This is a genomic window from Sorangium sp. So ce363 (assembly GCF_051520435.1).
In the GTDB taxonomy this organism is placed as follows: domain Bacteria; phylum Myxococcota_A; class Polyangia; order Polyangiales; family Polyangiaceae; genus Sorangium; species Sorangium cellulosum_B.
In genome coordinates this window covers 3231097-3250263 of the sequence record NZ_CP150333.1, presented here as the reverse complement: position 1 = coordinate 3250263, position 19167 = coordinate 3231097, and the positions used below count along the sequence as shown (strand labels likewise).

General features: G+C 70.6%; 15 protein-coding genes. 5 read left to right on the top strand and 10 right to left on the bottom strand.

Annotated features, from left to right (window positions below; translation table 11 throughout):
- Nucleotides 1–18: 18 nt before the first annotated feature.
- The 8 genes from rodA to WMF12_RS12545 form a co-directional block, all read right to left on the bottom strand.
- Nucleotides 19–1155, bottom strand: coding sequence for a rod shape-determining protein RodA (rodA, locus tag WMF12_RS12580; protein ID WP_437745876.1), 1137 nt, complete (start codon nucleotides 1153–1155; stop codon nucleotides 19–21).
- Complete coding sequence (mrdA, locus tag WMF12_RS12575) at nucleotides 1152–3107, bottom strand: penicillin-binding protein 2 (protein ID WP_437871118.1); 1956 nt, start codon at nucleotides 3105–3107, stop codon at nucleotides 1152–1154. Before mrdA ends, rodA begins: the two co-directional genes overlap by 4 nt.
- Nucleotides 3104–3628, bottom strand: coding sequence for a hypothetical protein (locus WMF12_RS12570; protein WP_272103239.1), 525 nt, complete (start codon nucleotides 3626–3628; stop codon nucleotides 3104–3106). Before WMF12_RS12570 ends, mrdA begins: the two co-directional genes overlap by 4 nt.
- A gap of 4 nt (nucleotides 3629–3632) precedes the next feature.
- Nucleotides 3633–4490 carry a rod shape-determining protein MreC gene (gene mreC / locus WMF12_RS12565; protein ID WP_437535265.1) on the bottom strand — a complete coding sequence of 286 codons (858 nt, stop codon included), beginning with the start codon at nucleotides 4488–4490 and terminating at the stop codon, nucleotides 3633–3635.
- Between the two features lie 149 nt (nucleotides 4491–4639).
- On the bottom strand, nucleotides 4640–5674 hold the full coding sequence (locus WMF12_RS12560; protein ID WP_276598056.1) for a rod shape-determining protein: 1035 nt from the start codon (nucleotides 5672–5674) through the stop codon (nucleotides 4640–4642).
- A gap of 113 nt (nucleotides 5675–5787) precedes the next feature.
- Complete coding sequence (gene rpmG, locus WMF12_RS12555; RefSeq protein WP_012235039.1) at nucleotides 5788–5949, bottom strand: 50S ribosomal protein L33; 162 nt, start codon at nucleotides 5947–5949, stop codon at nucleotides 5788–5790.
- Nucleotides 5950–6144: 195 nt separating this feature from the next.
- A complete protein-coding gene (locus WMF12_RS12550; protein ID WP_437871110.1) occupies nucleotides 6145–7077 on the bottom strand; it encodes an RNA recognition motif domain-containing protein in 933 nt (310 codons plus the stop codon).
- Between the two features lie 507 nt (nucleotides 7078–7584).
- Nucleotides 7585–8538 (bottom strand): prolipoprotein diacylglyceryl transferase, encoded by a 954-nt coding sequence (locus WMF12_RS12545; RefSeq protein ID WP_012235037.1) that lies wholly within the window; start codon nucleotides 8536–8538, stop codon nucleotides 7585–7587.
- Nucleotides 8539–8793: 255 nt separating this feature from the next.
- Here WMF12_RS12545 and WMF12_RS12540 point away from each other — a divergent pair, with 255 nt between their 5' ends.
- The 5 genes from WMF12_RS12540 to carB all read left to right on the top strand — a co-directional run bounded on the left by WMF12_RS12540 (nucleotide 8794) and on the right by carB (nucleotide 17225).
- Entirely contained in the window at nucleotides 8794–9330 is a 537-nt protein-coding gene (locus WMF12_RS12540; protein WP_437745871.1) for a MogA/MoaB family molybdenum cofactor biosynthesis protein, read from the top strand.
- On the top strand, nucleotides 9327–10544 hold the full coding sequence (locus tag WMF12_RS12535; protein WP_437871099.1) for a molybdopterin molybdotransferase MoeA: 1218 nt from the start codon (nucleotides 9327–9329) through the stop codon (nucleotides 10542–10544). Before WMF12_RS12540 ends, WMF12_RS12535 begins: the two co-directional genes overlap by 4 nt.
- 162 nt (nucleotides 10545–10706) lie before the next feature.
- Nucleotides 10707–12425 (top strand): carbamoyltransferase family protein, encoded by a 1719-nt coding sequence (locus tag WMF12_RS12530; protein WP_437871094.1) that lies wholly within the window; start codon nucleotides 10707–10709, stop codon nucleotides 12423–12425.
- Nucleotides 12426–12782: 357 nt separating this feature from the next.
- Nucleotides 12783–13949: a glutamine-hydrolyzing carbamoyl-phosphate synthase small subunit gene (gene carA, locus WMF12_RS12525; protein ID WP_437745868.1), complete on the top strand. Its 1167-nt coding sequence runs from the start codon at nucleotides 12783–12785 to the stop codon at nucleotides 13947–13949.
- A gap of 3 nt (nucleotides 13950–13952) precedes the next feature.
- Nucleotides 13953–17225 (top strand): carbamoyl-phosphate synthase (glutamine-hydrolyzing) large subunit, encoded by a 3273-nt coding sequence (gene carB / locus WMF12_RS12520; RefSeq protein WP_437871082.1) that lies wholly within the window; start codon nucleotides 13953–13955, stop codon nucleotides 17223–17225.
- Nucleotides 17226–17446: 221 nt separating this feature from the next.
- Here the strand turns inward: carB and WMF12_RS12515 are convergent, their stop codons facing one another.
- A complete protein-coding gene (locus WMF12_RS12515) occupies nucleotides 17447–18694 on the bottom strand; it encodes a collagen-like protein (RefSeq protein WP_437871077.1) in 1248 nt (415 codons plus the stop codon).
- Nucleotides 18691–18867: a hypothetical protein gene (locus WMF12_RS12510; protein WP_437299446.1), complete on the bottom strand. Its 177-nt coding sequence runs from the start codon at nucleotides 18865–18867 to the stop codon at nucleotides 18691–18693. Before WMF12_RS12510 ends, WMF12_RS12515 begins: the two co-directional genes overlap by 4 nt.
- Nucleotides 18868–19167 lie beyond the last annotated feature (300 nt).

The window sequence follows — 19167 nt, the reverse complement described above, 5'->3', positions numbered from 1 at the left end:
AGCACGCCCGCCGCGCCGTCACAGCCGATCGAGCGAGGCGACGCCGGAGTAGCGGCGCATCGACACGCTCATGAGCAGCGAGATCGCCACCATCACCGTGGTCACGCTCGATCCGCCGTACGAGAACAGGGGCAGCCCGACGCCGACGACCGGCAGAACGCCCGAGGTCATGCCGAGGTTGATGACCGCGTGCCAGAAGATGATCGCCGCGCAGCCGACGCCGAGCACCGCGCCGAAGCGGTCCTTCGCCATCGACGCGATGCGGATCCCCCACACGACCAGGAACGCATAGAGGCACACGAGCACCACGCCCCCGACGAACCCCCACTCCTCGGCGAAGACAGGGAACGGGAAGTCGGAGAACTGATCCGGCAGGAAGAGGAACTGGTTCTGCGTGCCCCGGAGGTATCCGTTGCCGAACAGCCCGCCGTTGCCGATCGCCACGCGCGAATGGTGGGCGTGCCAGCCGCGGTGCAGGAGGTCCTCCTCGGGGTGGAGGAACACGAGCACGCGCGCGCGCTGGTAGTCGAGCAGCACGTACTCCCAGATGATCGGGATCGCCACCGCGATGGACACGACGAACAGCGCGGCGCTCCTCCACCGCACGCGCGTGACCGCCGCGATCGTCAGGAACACGAACACGAGGATGGTCGCCGTCCCGAGATCGGGCTGCTTGAGCACGAGGAGCGCAGGGACCGCCGTCAGCGCCGCCGGGATCGCCAGATCGCGGAGGGTGCGGCCCTCGTTGCGCGGATCGTCGTGCAGGAACTTCGCCAGCGCGATGACCAGGAACACCTTCATGAACTCGCTGGGCTGGAACCGGAACGCGCCGAACTCGATCCACCGGGCGGAGCCGCGTACGTCGCGCGCGAGCACGAAGACGAGCGCCAGCGAGAAGACGCCGAACGTGTAGAGCACGTAGCCGAGGCGCTCGAGGTGCCGGTAGTCGAGCGCGATCAGCACGCCGCCGATGATGCCGCCCATGAACAGCCAGTACACCTGGCTGATGTAGAGCTCCGCGCGCGCGCCGGAGTAGACGCTCGTCGCGCTGTAGAGGTTGACGACGCCGAGCACCGCGATGGCCACCGCGGCGATGAAGAGCGGCCAGTCGAAATGATCGCGATCGCGCGAAGAGAGAGAGTCACCCCGGATCATGGCGTGCGCCCCGACGCGGCGGGCGCGCGGCCCGCGCTGCTCTTGCCCGCGCGCGGCCCCTCGTTCGGGCCGCCGCGGCGCTCCTTCGCGAGCTCCTGGTACGCGCGGACGACCTCGAAGGCGACCGGCGCCGCGTGCTTGCCGCCCGTGCCGCCGTGCTCGACGAGCACGACCACGGCGACCTCGGGCGAGCGCGTCGGCGCGTAGCCGGCGAACCAGGCGTGCTCGCGGTTGAAGTACCAGACCCGCTCGGCCTCGACGCCGCGGGTGAGCCGGTGCGAGACCTGCGCGGTCCCCGTCTTGCCCGCCATCTCCACGCCCGCGACGCGCGCCTTGAACGCCGTGCCGCCCTCCTCGTTCACGCCGGCGACCATCGCCCGGTGCACGAGGGAGAGGTTCTCCGGCCGGATGTCGATCTGGCGGCGCACGCGCGGCGTGAACTCCTGGACGACCGTGCCGGCGCTCGTCTCGACAGCCCGCACGATCTGCGGCTGGTACAGCGTGCCGCCGTTCGCGAGCGCCGCGTACGCGAGCGCGAGCTGGAGCACCGTGACCGTCGTCGCGCCCTGGCCGATCGCCGCGTTCAGGCCGAACCCGAGCCGGAACTGGCCCTTGTTCCGGAGCGTCATCCACGCCCGGGTGGGCATCCTGCCCCCCGCCTCGGCGTTGATACCGAGCCCCGTCCGCGCGCCGAGCCCGTAGCGCTGGCCCATCTCCGCGATGACGTCCATGCCGACGCCGTACTCCGCCGCCAGCCGGTAGAAGTAGACGTTGCACGACTCGGCGATCGCCTGCTGCATCGCGACCGGCCCGTGCACGTGCGTGCACCGGAAGGTGCGCTTGCCGAACGTCAGCGCGCCCCGGCACCGCGAGGACTGGCGGGGATCGATGAGCCCCTTCTCGAGCGCCGCGAGCGCGGTGAACGGCTTGAACGTCGAGCCGGGCGGGTACGCCCCGGACAGCGTCTTGTCGAGCGCGGGCTTCAGCGGATCCGAGTAGAGCCTCCGGAACGCGTCGCGGATGACCTGCTTCCCCGAGCCGCCGGAGAGCGCGTTCGGGTTGTAGCCGGGCTTCGAGTACAGCCCGAGGATCCGCCCGGTGCGCACGTCGATGACCGCGACGCCGCCGGCGAGCTCGCCGCGCATCGCCTTGTCGATCGCCTTCTGGATGTCGGCGTCGAGCGTCAGCCGGAGATCGCGGCCGGGGATCGGGTCCACCCGCCGCGGCTCCTCGATGATCCCGTCGCCGCCCGTCCTGCGCCGCCCCTTGGCGTCGACGAGCACCTTCTCCCAGCCGCGCGTGCCGCGCAGGTAGCTCTCCCAGGCGCGCTCGATGCCGGTGACGCCGATGCGATCGCCCTCGATGTACCCGACGCTGCGGAGCGACGCGAGCCGCTCGGCGTCCACCTCGGCCATGTAGCCGAGGACGTGCGAGCCGACCTCCTCGTACGGGTAGTAGCGCACCGGGACGGGCACCACGTCGACCCCCGGCAGCTCGGCGTCGTGCGTCGCCAAGGTCGCCACGGCGTCGCGCGAGATGTCCTCTTTGAGCAGGATCTGCTGGTTCTTGCGCGGGCCCTCGTCGGCGCGGATCGAGGTGATCAGCGCCTCCAGCCGGACGCGCTCCTCGATCCCGATGCCGAGGTACTCGACGAGCTTCGGCCAGATCGTCTCCATGTCGAGGCGCCGCGGGACGACGTAGACGTTGTACGACGGCCGGCTCGCCGCGAGCACCTTGCCGTTCTTGTCCCGGATGATCCCGCGCGTGGTCGCGAGCGTCACGCGCCGAACGATGTTCTCGCGAGCGATGGCCTTGTTCTCGTCGACCTCGAGGATCTGCAGGTAGAACAGGCGCCCGAGCAGCACCATGAATCCGACGACCATGCCGAGCGCGATCCACCGGAAGCGCCGGCGGAACTCGCTCACGTCGGAGCGCTGGACGAGCAGGCTCACCGCGGGCTCTCCCCTGGCCGCGGGACGTTGATCGTCGCCTGGTGCACGCGCTCGGCCAGCCGGAAGACGAACGGCGCGAACAGCGCCGTCGAGACGGCGTGCGGCGCGACGAGCCGGGCGAGCGCGCGGGTGCGCGCCGCGTCGCCCCCGAAGATGGCGGTGAGGATCACGATGAGCACCCCCTCGACGAGGCCGAAGACGAAGGCCAGCGCGATCTTCGTGAGGAGCGTCTGCGCGGCGAGCCGCACGCCGGCCGCCCGCGAGACGACGAAGGTCGCGACGGTGATGAAGGTGAACAGGCCGACCGGCGCGCCGGTGAAGAGATCGAGCAGGTACCCGAGCAGGAACGCGAGCGCGGCGCCCCGCGCGATCGAGTACTCGTGCACCCCCATGAACACGACGAGCGGCAGGAGCAGGCTCGGCGTGGAGCCCGGGATGTTCAGCTTGCCGATGAGCCGGAACAGGTTCGACTGAAGGATCAGCAGGGCGGCCCCCATCGCCAGGAACGCGGAGTTTCTCATCGCGTCACCTCCGCTGCGCCTGGGGGGGCGTCTCCTCCGGAGGTGTCGTCGTCACGATGAGCACCTCCTCCAGCCGGGAGAAATCGACCGCCGGCGCGACGTACACCTGCTGGTAGATGCCGAAGTCGCGACGGACGACCTGCGTCACGGTCCCGACCGGGATCCCCTTCGGGAAGCGCCGGCCGACGCCGCTCGTCACGAGCAGATCGCCGACCTCGATCTCGTCGGTGCGCTGCACGTACTCGACGCTGCAGGAGTACTTGCTCTCGTCGCCCGTGCCGCGGACGAAGCCGCGCGCGCCGGTGCGCTCGACCACCACGTCGACGCCGCTGCCCCCGTCGACGACGAGCCGCACGTCGACCGTGTCGCCGGCGCTCTTCAGCGTGGTGCCGACGACGCCGTCCGCGGAGAGGACCGGCAAGTTGGAGCCGATGTCCCGCGCCTCGCGATCGAGCGTGACGCGAACCACCCGGAAGAAATCGTTGGTGCTCTTACCGACGACCTGGGCGCTCACCACGTCGGTCCGGAGGCTCTGGCGCAGGTCGAGCAGCCTGCGCAGGCGGCGGTTCTCTTCCTCGAGCGCCTCGAGCTTCCGCACCCGCTCTCGGAGGCGGGCGATCTGCGAGGCCTGCCTGGCGTTGTCTTCCTTGACGTCGACCAGGTAGATGTAGTCGCCCCAGAGGTTCGAGATCCCGCGCGCCAGCGTCGCGGCCGCGTACTGGATCGGCGCCGCGATGCTGATGATGATCCGGTCGGCCCCCGTGTTCTGCTTGGGGTCGCGCATGCTGGCGCGCAGGAACCAGAACGGCACCGCGAGCGCCAACAGCACGATCACGAAGTCGCGGTAGCGTTTGAGGTTCACCGTGGCTCCCGGACCCAGGTAGTACGAGGCGCCCCGCGAGGCCACCCCTCTCGACGCCGCGCGCGGCGCCCACCCCGGCGCGGGGCGGCTCGCCGCGCGCCGCAAACACCCCCGCCGGCGTGCTCACGGGCGGGACACGAAGACGACCCTCAGCTGATCGTGACCTCTTTCAAGAGCTCGAGGTGATCCAGCGCCTTGCCGCTGCCGAGCACCACGGCGCTGATCGGGTCATCGCACACCATCACGGGCAACCCCGTCTCCTCGCGGAGGAGCACGTCGAGGTTCTTGAGGAGCGAGCCGCCGCCGGTGAGCACGATGCCCTTGTCGACGATGTCGGCCGCCAGCTCGGGCGGCGTGCGCTCCAGCGCGATGAGCACGGCGTCCACGATGGCGTTCGTCGGCTCGCTCAGCGAGTCGCGGATCTCGTCGGAGTTGACGACGACCGTCTTGGGGATGCCCGCGACCATGTCGCGCCCCTTGACCTCCATCGTGAGCTGCTGCTCGAGCGGGTACGCGTTGCCGATCGTGATCTTGATGCGCTCCGCGGTCTGCTCGCCGATGGCCATGTTGTACTTGCGCTTCATGTAGGCCATGATCGACTCGTCCATCTTGTCGCCGCCGACGCGGACGCTCTGCGAGTAGACGATGCCGGCGAGGGAGATCACGGCGACCTCGGTCGTGCCGCCGCCGATGTCGACGACCATGTTGCCGCTCGGCTCGGTGATCGGCAGCCCGGCGCCGATCGCGGCCGCCATGGGCTCTTCGATGAGGTAGACCTCGCGCGCGCCAGCGCCCTCGGCGCTCTCCTTCACCGCCCGCTTCTCGACCTCGGTGATGCCGAACGGGACGCAGATGATGATGCGCGGCTTGACGAGCGTGCGGCGGTTGTGTGCGCGCGCGATGAAGTACCGGAGCATCGCCTCGGTGATCTCGAAGTCGGCGATGACGCCGTCGCGCAGCGGTCGCACCGCCTGGATGTTGCCGGGGGTGCGACCGAGCATCTCCTTCGCCTCGCGGCCGACGGCGAGCACCTTCTTACCGCCGCGAGCATCGCGCTGGACGGCGACCACCGAGGGCTCGCATGACACGATCCCCTTGCCCTTCACGTAGATGAGGGTGGTTGCGGTGCCGAGATCGATCGCGAGATCGTTCGAGAACAGGCCGTAGAGCCAGTCGAAGATCATCGCTTCGCCCTAGAAAGGAAAAAGGTTAAGCCGAGCACCGCGGAGGACGCAGCAGCCCGACCAGACGCCCGCTTGCGCGGGTCCGGCGGCAGCGGCCAGCGGTGCAGCGTGGCCTAGCCCTTCGAGATCTTGCCTTCTTTGTGCTCGGTGTGCTTGCGCTCGGTCGGGCAGAACTTCTTGATGACGAACTTGTCCGTCATCGTCCGCTTGTTCTTCGTCGTGTGGTAGTTCGCGCGGCCACAGTTGCCGCACGTCAGCTTGATGATGTCGCGCATCGGAGGTCTCCGAAGACAGGGCCGACCTGTTTCCACAGGCGGCCCTGGTTGAACCTAGGCACGGGCAGCACGGGAAGCGCTAGCACCGCAACCGGCGGGGGGCACCAGAGGACGTGTGCCGGATCAGCGACGCCCGACCGCCCGTCTGGAGGGCGCTACCCTACGAGAAACAATGCAGTTGTCAACCGGGAGCGCTCATTCGTCGTCCCAGTCGTCACCGGTGCGACCGCGATCCCAGTTCTTGTTGTTGCTGCGCCGGCCGCCACCACCAGCGCCGCCACCGGCCCCGGGAGGCCCGTCCCCGTCGTGAGCGCCGCGCCGCCGGCGATCATCGAACGTCTTGCGCGCAGGCGGCGGAGGAGCACCACCACCACCACCACCACCGCCGAAGCCGCCGCCGGCGAAGCCGCCGCCGCCGCCGCCGCCGGCGAAGCCGCCGCCACCACCGCCGAAGCCGCCGCCACCGCCGCCGAAGCCGCCCGGACGGTCCTCGCGCGCCGGCCGCTCCCCCTTCGGGTGAGCGAGGTTGACGACGAGCCGTCGACCGCGCACGTCCACGCCGCGCAGGGCATCGATCGCGGCGCGCGCCGCCTCGGCGCTCGCCATCGTCACGAAGCCGAACCCGCGCTTGCGACCGTCAGGATCCATGGGGAGGTGGACCCGCACCACCGGACCGGCGCCGGTCGAACCGATGAGCCCCTCGACTTCCTCGACGCTCGCGTCGTAGGGGAGATTGCCAACGTAGAGGGTGCGATCGGGCGCTGCAGCCAGCCCGCCGCCGCCGCCCATACCGCCACCGCCGCCAGGGCCACCTGGACCGCCGCCGGGGCCACCGCCGGGGCCCATCGGGCGCCCCTCGCGCCGCGGCGGCTCGGCCTGGAAGGGGCGGACCGAGATGGACTTGCCGCCCTGAAATGAACCGTCGAGCGACTCGCGCGCGGCGTTGGCTTCGCCGGTCGTCGAGAGTGTGACGAAGCCGAACCCGCGCGGACGACCCGTCGCGCGATCTTTCGGAAGACTGACCTCGACGACGTTGCCGCCGGTGGCCTCGAAGAGCTGCCGCAAAACGTCTTCGGTGATGGAGTCGGGCAAGCCCGCCACGAACAACTTACGCGAATCTTCAGCCATTGTAGAAAAACCTGGGGTTGGCCCCTGCGTTCCCTCTTATTTGGTCCACTCGCTCCGTGATCGATGTCGATGACGCGGAGCCTTTTGCGAGCGCGCCTCGGTCGCTCCTCCGTCGGCGGAAGGAGCGACCGAGCTCAATCGAGCGAAGGTCGGCGGGCCGACCCTCTGGTGCAAACTCCACCCCACGATATCTGGCGCCCCTGGCGCGTCAAGGGACCCGCCACGGGCGGGCGAGCCAAATGAAGGCCCGGAAGGAGCCGTCCCGGGCCCCTCCGCGCCTTCGCCCCTCACGCGAGCGCCGGTCCGGAGAACCGGGGCGCCGGTCCAGGCGACCAGGGACCCCGCAGAGCGCGCTCCGTCACAGGCGGGCGTCGCCAGACCGGCGCTCGGGAAACCCGGCGCTCGGGAGGGCCGAGCGGTCCAGCGCCGCCCAGCGGATGAGCGCATCGCGCGGCGTGGATCTGCCCGAAACCCGAAACGACCGGTCCAAGGTGCCCAGGTGCGGGATCACCTCTCGGCCCGGGCGCGGGAGGCCCGAGGCGCCTCGGCCTCATCGTCCTCGTCGGACGGATCGTCGTCCGCGACGCGCGAAGCGCCGTCCAGCGGGCTCGCCCCGGCGCTCGACGGCTCGCCGCGCGCCGCCATGCGCAGGAAATAGAGCCCCACCGCGAACAGACCGAAGCATGCCCACTGCGCGGGAGTGAGACCGGCATAACGCGGATCGCCGCCGACGACCGTGCCCTCCCGCTCGCGCAGGAAATCGAGCGCGAACCGCACCGGAGCGTACGCGGTGCACATGATCCCGGTGTAGAAGCCGAGCGGACGATGGGGGTTCCGGCGCCAGAGCACCGCGAACGCGATCGCGAGCGGGATCGCGAGCACACACTCATATAGGCCGAGATCGAACCGGCCGACGTGTCCCGTCCCGAGCGGGTATTGGACCGCGAACCATGCGTCGGAAATACGGCCCGGATGATCGTGGACCGACGCGCAGCCCGCGCGCCCGAACACCCACGCGAGCGGAAACGCGCTGTTGACGACCTCGCAGTAGGGCATGATCCGCTCGCGGCGATAGAAGCGCCACGCGAAGGCGCCGATCAGCGCGCCGGTGAAGCCGCCGAAGCTCGACAGGCCGTCCCAGAGCGCGAAGAGGTAGAGAGGATCTCGGGCGACCCGCTGCGGGTGATAGAAGATCGCGTCGAGGACGTGCCCACCGATGAACCCGGCCGCCACGACCCAGAAGATGAACTCGCTCATCTTCTTCTCGTCGAGGCGCCGCTCGCGCGCGTGCCGCGTGGCGACGACGGCGCCGATGTAGACGCCGAGCGCCACCAGCGTGCCGAACGGCTTGATCGAGGGCGGCTTCGCCGGATCGATGAGCTGCCCCACGAGCGGGATGTGCTCCAGGAAAGCGAGCGGGATCTCGGGGAGCTCGATGTAAGGGATCAGAGGGCCTGACACGTCGCTCCCCTAGCGCAGCGACGAGGCGAAAGCCATCCGCCGTCGATGACGTCGGAGCGACAAGGCCGCGCCACGCGCGGCGGGGGCGCGCCGAGCGCGGCGGGGGCGCCAGGGACGCAGCGAGGCCGCCTTCGCCCGGTCGAGCACCGCGCCGCCGCGCCACGAGGCCACCGCGCCCGCGCGAAGTCCGCCGCGACGCCGCGCCGGTGTCGTCAAGAGTTCGCCAACCGCGGGGGACAGGCGTAAACCTGCCGCATGAGCCGCTCCCCCGTGCGCGTCGCCACGCTGACGCTCAGTGACACCCGCACCCTCGACGATGACGAGGGCGGACAGCTCCTCGGCGAGCTCCTGAAGCGCGCCGGCTTCTCCGTGACCTCCCACGCCGTCATCCGCGAGGAGCCCGAGCTGCTGCGAGCGGCGATCGTTCAGATCGCGGACGCAGGCTCGGCCGACGCGGTCGTCACCACAGGCGGGACCGGGATCGCCCCGCGCGACCGGACCCTCGAGGCGCTCGCGCCGCTCTTCGAGAAGACGCTCGACGGCTTCGGCGAGGCATTCCGGCGCCTGAGCTGGGACGCGATCGGGCCGAACGCCATCCTGTCGCGCGCCGCGGCGGGCGTCGCGCGAGGGCTCGTGGTGATCGCGCTGCCCGGCAGCCCGAAGGCGGTGGAGCTCGCCGTCACGCAGATCATCGGCCCCGTCCTTGCCCACGCGGTCACGCTGGCGTCCGGCAAGGGCGGACACCACCACCGGCACCCGCAGCCCGTGCAGGGCGAGGAGCAGCGCGGATGATCCCCTTCGAAGAGGCGCTCGATCGGCTGCTCGCGACCGCTGCCCCGGTCGGCCCCGAGCGGGTGCCGCTCGACGACGCGGCAGGGCGCGTGCTTGCCGAGGACATCGCGGCCGCCGACGCGATGCCCGCCTTCGACTACAGCGCGATGGACGGCTACGCCATCGCCTCGGCCGACCTCGCGGGCAGCGGGCCCTTCAGGTTGCCCGTCCGCGGCGAGAGCGCGGCCGGCCGCCCGCTGCCGGCGCTCCACCCGGGCACGGCGTGTCGGATCTTCACCGGCGCGCGGCTGCCGCCCGGCGCCGACACGATCGCGCCGCAGGAGGACGCCGTGCGCAGCGGCGACGAGATCACCCTGCAGGAAGCGCCGCGGGCGGGCGCCTGGGTGCGCCGCCGGGGCGCGGACCTCGCGGAGGGCGCCGTCCCGCTGCGCAGAGGAGCGCGGCTCACCCCGGGGAAGGTCGCGCTCGCGGCCGCGCTCGATCGCCCGAGCGTCCTCGTCGCGCGCCGCCCCGTGGTCACGGTGATGTGCTCCGGCGACGAGCTGCGCGCGCCCGGCTCGCCCGGCCCCGCCGGCACGATCCCGGAGTCGAACAGCTACTTCATCGCCGCGACCGCGCGCGCGGCGGGCGCTGCGGTCCGCATCGCGCCGTTCGTCCCCGACGACGCGGCGCGCGCCGCCGAGGCGGTGTCGACGGCGCTGCGCGGGTCCGATCTCGTGGTGACCGTCGGCGGCGTGAGCGTCGGCGACCACGACATCGTTCGCCCCGCGCTCGAGGCAGCCGGCGTGTCGCTCGATTTCTGGCGCGTCGCCATCAAGCCGGGCAAGCCGCTCGCGGTGGGGCGCGCCGAGCTCTCGCGGTGTGGCGTCGTCCACGTGCTCGGGCTGCCAGGCAATCCGGCCTCGGCCTCGCTCACGTTCGTCCTCTTCGGCGTGCCGCTGCTCCGCGCGCTCCAGGGCGACGCGGCGCCGCGGCCGCCCCGCGTGATCGTCCGCGCGGACAGCGCGCTCAGGCGCCAGACCGGTCGCGCCGAGTTCCTCCGCACCCGCCTCGACGCCTCGAGCGGCGAGCTCGTCGCCCGCATCGCCGCGAACCAGGCGTCGGGCGCCGTCACGAGCTTCGCCGAGGCCGACGCGCTCGTCCTCGTGCCGGCCGATCGGGAGCGCATCGACGAGGGCGATCGCCTCGAGGCCATCCGCCTCGCGGAGATCTGACCGCGCGCTGCGCATTGCCCACAGCGCGAGGCATTGCCTCCAGCGCGCAGCATTGCCACGCGGCCGGCGAATTTACGTCACGAACCCACGCTCGATCCCACCGCGCTCGGGCGGAGGGCTCACCTTGACCCTCGCGCGGGGGCACCGGAAGATGGCGGAGCGATGCTCATCCTCGGGATCAACGCCTACCACGGCGATGCGTCGGCCGCCCTGCTCGTCGACGGCCAGCTCGTGGCGGCGGCGGAGGAGGAGCGGTTCAGCAGGATCAAGCACTGCGCGGGCTTCCCGCGGCTGGCGGTCGAGTACTGCCTCGGCGCCGCGGGCGCGCGGGTCGAGGACATCGATCACATCGCGATCAGCCGCGACACGAGGGCGCACCTCGGCGACAAGCTCCTCTACGCGCTGACGCGGCGCTCACCGGCGGGGCTCCTCAAGGGCTCGCTCGGCGCGAGCGACCCGAAGGTGCACCTCGGCGCCGCGCTCGGCGTCGACCCGAAGCGCATCCGCGCCGCGTCGCACAACGTCGAGCACCACCGCGCGCACCTCGCCTCCGCGTTCTTCCCCTCGGGCTTCGACGAGGCGGCGGTCCTGTCCATCGACGCCTTCGGCGACTTCGTCAGCACGATGTGGGCGCGCGGCCGCGGCAACAAGCTGGAGATCCTCCGGCACGTCGGCTTCCCCCACTCGCTCGGGCTATTCTACTCGGGCCTGACGCAGTACCTTGGGTTCCCCAAGTTCGGCGACGAGTACAAGGTCATGGGGCTGTCGGCCTACGGCCAGCCGGATCTGCTCGACAAGCTCCGGCAGGTGGTGCGCGTCAAGGACGGGGCGTTCGAGCTCGGGCTAGAGTACTTCCAGCACCACACGAAGGGCATCGCGATGACCTGGGAGGGCGAGCCCCGCTACGGCCCCATCCACTCCGAGCGCCTGATCGACCTGCTCGGCCCCGCCCGCAGCCCGAAGAGCCGGATGGAAGATCGCTTCATGGCCGTCGCCGCCTCGACGCAGGCGGCGTTCGAGGAGGTCTACTTCGAGCTGCTCGCGACGGCGAAGCACCTCACCGGCTCGCCGCGCCTCGCCCTCGCGGGCGGCTGCGCCTACAACAGCGTGGCCGCCGGGAAGATCCGGCCGAAGGGGCTGTTCGACGACGTCTTCATCCAGCCAGCGGCCGGCGACGCGGGCACGTCGTTCGGGGCGGCGCTCTACGTCCACCACCACAAGCTCGACAACCCGCGCGGCTTCCACCAGACGCACAGCTACTTCGGCCCGGCCTTCTCGCAGGAGACCATCGACGAGCTGCTCCGGAAGGAGCAGGTCGCGTTCGAGACCCTCCCCGACGAGGACCTGATCCCCCGCGTCGCCAGGGCGATCAGCGAGGGCAAGGTGGTCGGCTGGTTCCAGGGGCGGATGGAGTACGGCCCGCGCGCGCTCGGCAACCGCAGCATCCTCTGCGACCCGCGGCGGCCGGACATCAAGGACGCGATGAACGAGCGGATCAAGCGCCGCGAGATGTTCCGCCCCTTCGCGCCGGCGCTGCCCCTCGAGCGCGTCGGCGACTACTTCGAGCAGACCTCGCCGGACCCGTTCATGGTCAAGGTCTACAAGATCAAGCCCGAGCGCCGCGCCGAGATCCCCGCCGTGACCCACGTCGACGGCACGGGGCGCCTCCAGACGGTGACCGCCCAGGAGAACCCGCGCTACCACGCGCTCCTCAGCGAGTTCGGCCGGCAGACTGGCACGCCCGTCCTCCTGAACACCTCCTTCAACGCGAGCGAGCCGATCGTTTGCACCCCAAAGGAAGCGCTCGACTGCTTCCTCCGGACCAAGATGGACGTGCTCGTGCTCGAGCGGGCCTACCTGGAGCGCGCGCCGGCCCTCTAGGCAGACCGCGCGCGCTCCTGGCAGGCCGCGAAAAGCCCGCCGGAAGCGGCCGTGGAGGCCCGGCCGAAAGTTCGTGGTTGACGTGGAGCGAGGGGACGGCAAATGGGCGTCCCCGGCATGTGGAAGAACGGGACGCCGGGCGCCCTGCCCCACCTCGACGGAGCGCCGGAGCAACCGGTTCCGACGACCGGGGGTGCTTGGACGCCTTGCCTCGAGCATGATGCCGGCCCGCCGCGCGGCGTGCGCGCGGACCTGGTACCCCATGGGCCCACGGCGCTGCATGCGCTCACGGCCCCCCCTGCGTAAGGGTCCGCGCCGCGGCGGCCCAGGCGGTCAAAGAGGATGGATGCGAATCGGATGAAGCTCGTACTCGAAGACGGCACGACCATGACGGGCCGGTGCTTCGGCGCCCCGCGCGCGGTGAGCGGCGAGGTCGTCTTCAACACCGGCATGACGGGGTACGTCGAGACGCTCACGGATCCCTCGTACAGAGGCCAGATCCTGACGATCACGTACCCGCTCGTGGGCAGCTACGGCGTGCCCGCGCCGCGCAAAGCAGGCAGCGTCGACGGGCCCTACGAGGCCGACCGCATCCAGCTGCAGGGGCTCGTGGTCCAGAGCTACGTGGAGCGCTACAGCCACCACGCCGCGGTCCGCTCGCTCGGCGCCTGGCTCGCCAGCGAGGGCATCCCGGCGATCACGGGGATCGACACGCGCACGCTGACGCGGCGGCTCCGGGAGGTCGGGACGATGAAAGGCTGGCTGTTCCCGGCCGAGATGGACCTGGAGCGGGTGAAGCGCTCGGCCGAGGCCGTGGACATGCGCGAGGAGGTGTTCCGCCTCGTTTCGCCCCGCGAGCCCATCACGTACGAGGGCGGCCCCCTGAAGGTGCTCCTCATCGACGCGGGCGCGAAGGACAACATCGTCCGCTCGCTCCTGCGGCGCGGGGTCACCGTCATCCGCGCCCCCTACCACGCGCCCATCGCCGAGCTCGCCGAGAGCGCCGACGGCGTCCTCATCGGCAACGGCCCTGGCGACCCCAAGGACCTCGGCCAGCTGGTCGCCGCGGTGCGCGGCCTGCTCGGGACCTACACGAAGCCGATCTTCGGCATCTGCCTCGGCAACCAGATCCTCGCGCTGGCCGCCGGCGGCGACACCTTCAAGCTGCCGTACGGCCACCGCGGCGTGAACCAGCCGGTGCAGGACCTCCTGAGCCGCCGCTGTTACGTCACGAGCCAGAACCACGGGTACGCGGTGAAGCACGAGTCGCTGCCCGCCGAGTGGGAGCCCTGGTTCGTCAACATCAACGACGGCACCAACGAGGGCATCCGCTCGCGGCTCCGCCCCTTCTTCAGCGTCCAGTTCCACCCCGAGGCGACGCCCGGGCCCGAGGACGCAGGCTACCTGTTCGACGACTTCCTCCGCCTCTGCGGCGCGATGAAGGGGTCCTCCGATTCGCGACTCAAGACCGCGGGGACCGCTGCCGCGGATCCCCGCGCCACCCCCACCGCAGGAAGGAGCTGAGCCATGTACGGCGCGTATCTCCCCAAGAAACCCCGGCGCGTCCTCGTGCTCGGCTCCGGCGCGCTCCAGATCGGTCAGGCCGGCGAGTTCGACTACTCGGGGTCGCAGGCGATCAAGGCCCTCAAGGAAGAGGGGATCGCCACCGTCCTCGTGAACCCCAACATCGCCACCATCCAGACGAGCGAGGGGCTCGCAGACCGCATCCACCTCTGCGCGGTCACCCCGGAGTTCGTCGAGCGGATCATCGTCAAGGAGGAGGTCGACGCGATCGCCCTCTCCTTCGGCGGGCAGACGGCGCTCAACTGCGGGCTCGAGCTCCACGACTCGGGCATCCTCGACAAGTACGGCGTGCGGGTGCTCGGCACGCCGATCAAGGCGATCCGCGACACCGAGGACCGGCGGCTCTTCATCGAGCGCCTCGACGAGATCGGCGTGAAGACCGCCCGCAGCCGCGCCTGCCGCTCGGCGGCCGAGGCCATGGCGGCGGCGCGCGAGATCGGGTTCCCCGTGATGCTCCGCGGCGGCTACGCGCTCGGCGGCAAGGGCAGCGGCATCGTCGAGAGCGAGCGCGACCTCGAGGACGCCGTGCGCCGCGGCTTCGCCGGCGGCGTGCCCCAGGTGCTCGTCGAGGAGTGCCTCCGCGGCTGGAAGGAGATCGAGTACGAGGTCGTCCGCGACGGGCGCGACAACTGCATCACCGTCTGCAACATGGAGAACCTCGACCCGATGGGGATCCATACCGGGGAGTCGATCGTCGTCGCCCCGTCGCAGACGCTGAACGACGAGGAGTACCAGCTCCTCCGCTCGGTCGCGCTGAAGACGATCCGCCACCTCGGCATCGTGGGCGAGTGCAACATCCAGTACGCGCTCGACCCGCACAGCGCCGATTACCGGGTCATCGAGGTGAACGCGCGCCTCTCCCGGTCGAGCGCCCTCGCCAGCAAGGCGACGGGCTACCCGCTCGCCTACGTCGCCGCGAAGATCGCCGTCGGCTACACCATGCCGGAGATCGCCAACGCGATCACCCGCAGGACGACCGCGTTCTTCGAGCCGGCGCTCGACTACCTCGTCTGCAAGGTCCCGCGCTGGGACCTCGGCAAGTTCCGCGGCGCGTCGATGCGGATCGGCAGCGAGATGAAGAGCGTCGGCGAGGTCATGGCCATCGGCAGGACGTTCCCCGAGGTCATCCAGAAGGCGCTCCGCATGCTCGACATCGGGGTGAAGGGGCTCGACCCCGACGCGTTCACCTTCAAGGACCTCCGCGACGAGCTGCAGAACGCGACGCCGCTCCGGATCTTCGCCGTGGCCCGCGCGCTCCAGGAGGGGATGTCGGTCGACGAGATCCACAACCTCACCAAGATCGACCGGTGGTTCTTGAACCAGATCGAGCCGATCGTCCGGATGCACCGGGACCTGAAGACGCTCAAGGTCGCCGTCCCCGCGCAGGCCGACAAGGCCGCTGCCGCGCAGGAGCCGGCGCTCGAGGAGGTGACCCTCCGGGAGGCGAAGCAGCTCGGCTTCAGCGACCGGATGATCGGCACGCTGACCGGCGCGCCGCGGGGCTCGATCCGGGAGGCCAGGAAGCGGCACGGCATCGTGCCGCACCTCGCGCAGATCGACACGCTCGCGGCCGAGTTCCCCGCCGAGACGAACTACCTTTATTCGAGCTATCACGCGTCGGCCACGGACGTCGCGCCGTCCTGGCGGAAGAAGATCATGGTGCTCGGCTCCGGCGCCTACCGCATCGGCTCGAGCGTCGAGTTCGACTGGTGCTGCGTCAACGCGATCCGCGCGGCCTCGGAGCTCGGCTACGAGACCATGATGCTGAACTACAACCCGGAGACGGTCAGCACCGATTACGACACGTGCGACAAGCTGGTCTTCGACGAGATCAGCTTCGAGACGGTGCTCGACATCTACGAGCGGGAGCAGCCCTACGGCATCGTGGTCAGCATGGGCGGGCAGGTCCCGAACAACCTGGCGCTCCGGCTGCACGAGGCGGGGGCGCGCATCCTCGGCACGAGCCCGGGGAGCATCGACACCGCCGAGGACCGGAAGAAGTTCAGCGATCTGCTCGACCGGCTGGAGATCGACCAGCCGCGCTGGGCGCACGTCGTCGACGCGGGCCAGGCGGGCGAGATCGTGAACAAGCTCGGCGGCTTCCCCGTCCTCGTGCGGCCGAGCTACGTGCTGAGCGGCGCGGCCATGAGCGTGGCGCACGAGCCCAACGAGCTCGATCGCATCCTCGCCCGGGCCAAGGCCGTCTCCCCCACCTACCCCGTTGTCGTGTCCAAGTTCGAGACCCACGCCCGCGAGGTGGAGATCGACGCGGTCGCCGATCGCGGGGAGATCATCCTCTGGGCGATCAGCGAGCACATCGAGAACGCCGGCGTCCACAGCGGCGACGCGACGCTCGTCCTGCCCCCGCAGTCGCTCTACATCGCGACGATCCGCAGGATCAAGCAGATCGCCCAGCAGGTGGCGCGGTCGCTCTCGATCACCGGGCCGTTCAACATGCAGTTCTTGGCCAAGCACAACACGGTCAAGGTGATCGAGTGCAACCTGCGCGCGTCGCGGAGCTTCCCCTTCGTGTCGAAGGTCACGGGGAACAACTTCGTCCGGGAGGCGATGCGCAGGATGCTTGGCGTGTCGCAGCCGGTCGAGAACCGCGGGCTCGACCTCGATTACGTCGGGGTGAAGGCGCCGATGTTCTCGTTCTCGCGCCTCGTGGGGGCCGATCCGATGCTCGGCGTCGAGATGGCGAGCACCGGCGAGGTCGGCTGCTTCGGCGACGACATGCACGAGGCGCTCCTGCACTCGCTGCTCGCGACCGGCTTCAGGTTCCCCAAGAAGGGTGTGCTGCTGTCGCTCGGGCCGCTCGAGGACAAGTACTGGTTCGCCGACGAGGCCCGCGTCATCGCCGAGCACCTGAAGCTCCCCATCTTCGCGACGCCGGGCACGGCCGAGGCGCTCCGGGCGCTCGGGCTCGCGTGCACGAGCCTCGCGAAGCAGCCCGACGAGGGGGAGACGGCGATGAGCGCCATCGAGCAGGGGAAGGTGGATCTCGTGATCAACATCCCCCGCGAGTACGACCAGTTCGGCCGTCCGGACGGCTACCTGATCCGGCGGCGCGCGGTCGACGCGAACATCCCGCTCCTCACGGACCTCCAGCTCGCGCGGGCGGTCATCGGGGCGATGCGCGCGAAGAGGATCGAGGATCTGCGGACCCTGTCCTACGACGAGTACCTCGCGCGGAGCCCGGTGGCGCTCAGGTGATCTGAGACGCCGACGCGGCGAGGAGAGGCTCCGGGCGGCTCGGGAGGTTGTGCCGAGCCGCCCGGCCCCGCGACGGACACCCCCGCACGGGGCCGGCTGCCCTCCCGAGAGCAGAACCAACACCGGCCCTCTCCGCGCCCGGCGACGGATGCCCCCGCACGGGGCCTGCCGACTTCATGGGAGCGGAGGCGGGCTCACGAACCCGGACGGCGGGCTCGCCCTCAGTCGTTCGTGACGATGAACCAGCCGTTCACCATGCCGTTGCCGGTCGACGTGGTCGATCCCTGGATCGCGCTGGTCCCCTCATTGCGGACGCACATGCCGACATTCCATTCGCCCTCTGGCAGCACCGTCGTGGCAGAGACCGAGTAGGTTGTGCGGGTCGGCGTGAAGTAGTGGCTCGCGAAGGTGCCGCCGAAGAAGTTGACGAGATCGCCGGTGCCGCCGCGCCGCTGATAACAGAGGCCGAGCGGGGCGACGAACGCAGCGCGGGACGGCTGCAGCCCGAGCGGCGCAGAGACAGATCCGGTCACGCGCTGGCTGCCGGTGATGGTCACCGACCCCGGGGGGCCGACGAAGACATACGCGGCGCTGCCACCCTCAAAAAGGGGAGCAACGTTGCCCGCAATCGCGATCGTCGCGACCACACCCGTCGGCCCCTGGGGCCCTGTTGCGCCCACGGGCCCCGTCGGTCCCTCGGGTCCCATCGGTCCCTCGGGCCCCATCGGTCCCTCGGGTCCCATCGGTCCCTGGGGCCCCATCGGCCCCTCGGGCCCCATTGGCCCCTCGGGCCCCATCGGTCCCCTCTCGCCGGGCAGGCCAGCCGGCCCCGCCGGCCCCTCGGGCCCTGTCGCGCCCACGGGCCCCGTCGGCCCCTCAGGCCCCGTCGGCCCCTCAGGCCCCTTCGGCCCCTGGGGCCCTGTCGGTCCCTCCGGCCCCGCCGGTCCCTGGGGCCCTGTCGGACCCGTCGGTCCCATCGGCCCCGCGATGCCGCTCGAGTTGCCCACCCAGTTGCCGCTCTCGTCGATGACGACCCTGCCGCCGATCTTCACCAGCTTCGGCGTGATCTCACCAACAGCGTTGTTCGCGACCATCGCATACGGGACGCTCCCGATCGAAGCGCGAGGCTCCATCTCCTGATCGTCCCCGACCGTGATTCCGATGTAGCGAACCGAGCCGTCGAAGACCTTCGCGGATTGCTCCTCGGTGAAGTCGAGCACGGTGGAGAAAAAGCCTTCGTCGAACGAGAGCGCGATCACCTCGCTCCAGAGCGGCTCGTCGTCGTCCTCGGCGGCGTAGATGGCGAACGTCACCGAGAGGACGTCATTGACCGGCTCGCCGTTGGCCGTGAAGAGCCGCCCCTGATGCGAGATCTGCATCGGCACGGCGGCGGCCGCGCCGCGCACGAGGCCGACGGAGGCGGCGAGAAGAACACCCATCGCGAGGACACGCCGTCCCATCCCGTTCATGGCACGCTCCCGTTCGCCCCGACCAGACCGCCCTGCACGCGGTAACTCGGTGAGGTCGTCTTTCCCTGATTCTGCGTCGGCTGACCGAGCGTGAAGACCATGCGATAGCTCGGGCTCCTCACGACCTTCCCCGCGCTGACCATCTCGCCCGCGGCGATGCCCCGATCCCCCACCTCGGGACGCCCACCTGCGCCACCCCCGCCCGCCGAAGCCACAGGATCGCCTGCACCAGCCCCGCCGGCCCCCCCGGGCCCCTCACCCCCCGACCCGGCCCCAGCCACGGACACGTCGGGACTGCCACAGCTACAGCCCGGAGACACGGCGAGCGATGCAACAGTCAGGCCTAGCCACACCGGGAATTGCAGTCGCGCCATCAACGTGTTCCCCTCTGCTTCCGGGGCTTACGATCCGGACCAGGAAGGTACGCGCCCGGCCACCAAGGTTCAATCTATTCCCGAGCCATTGTGATACAT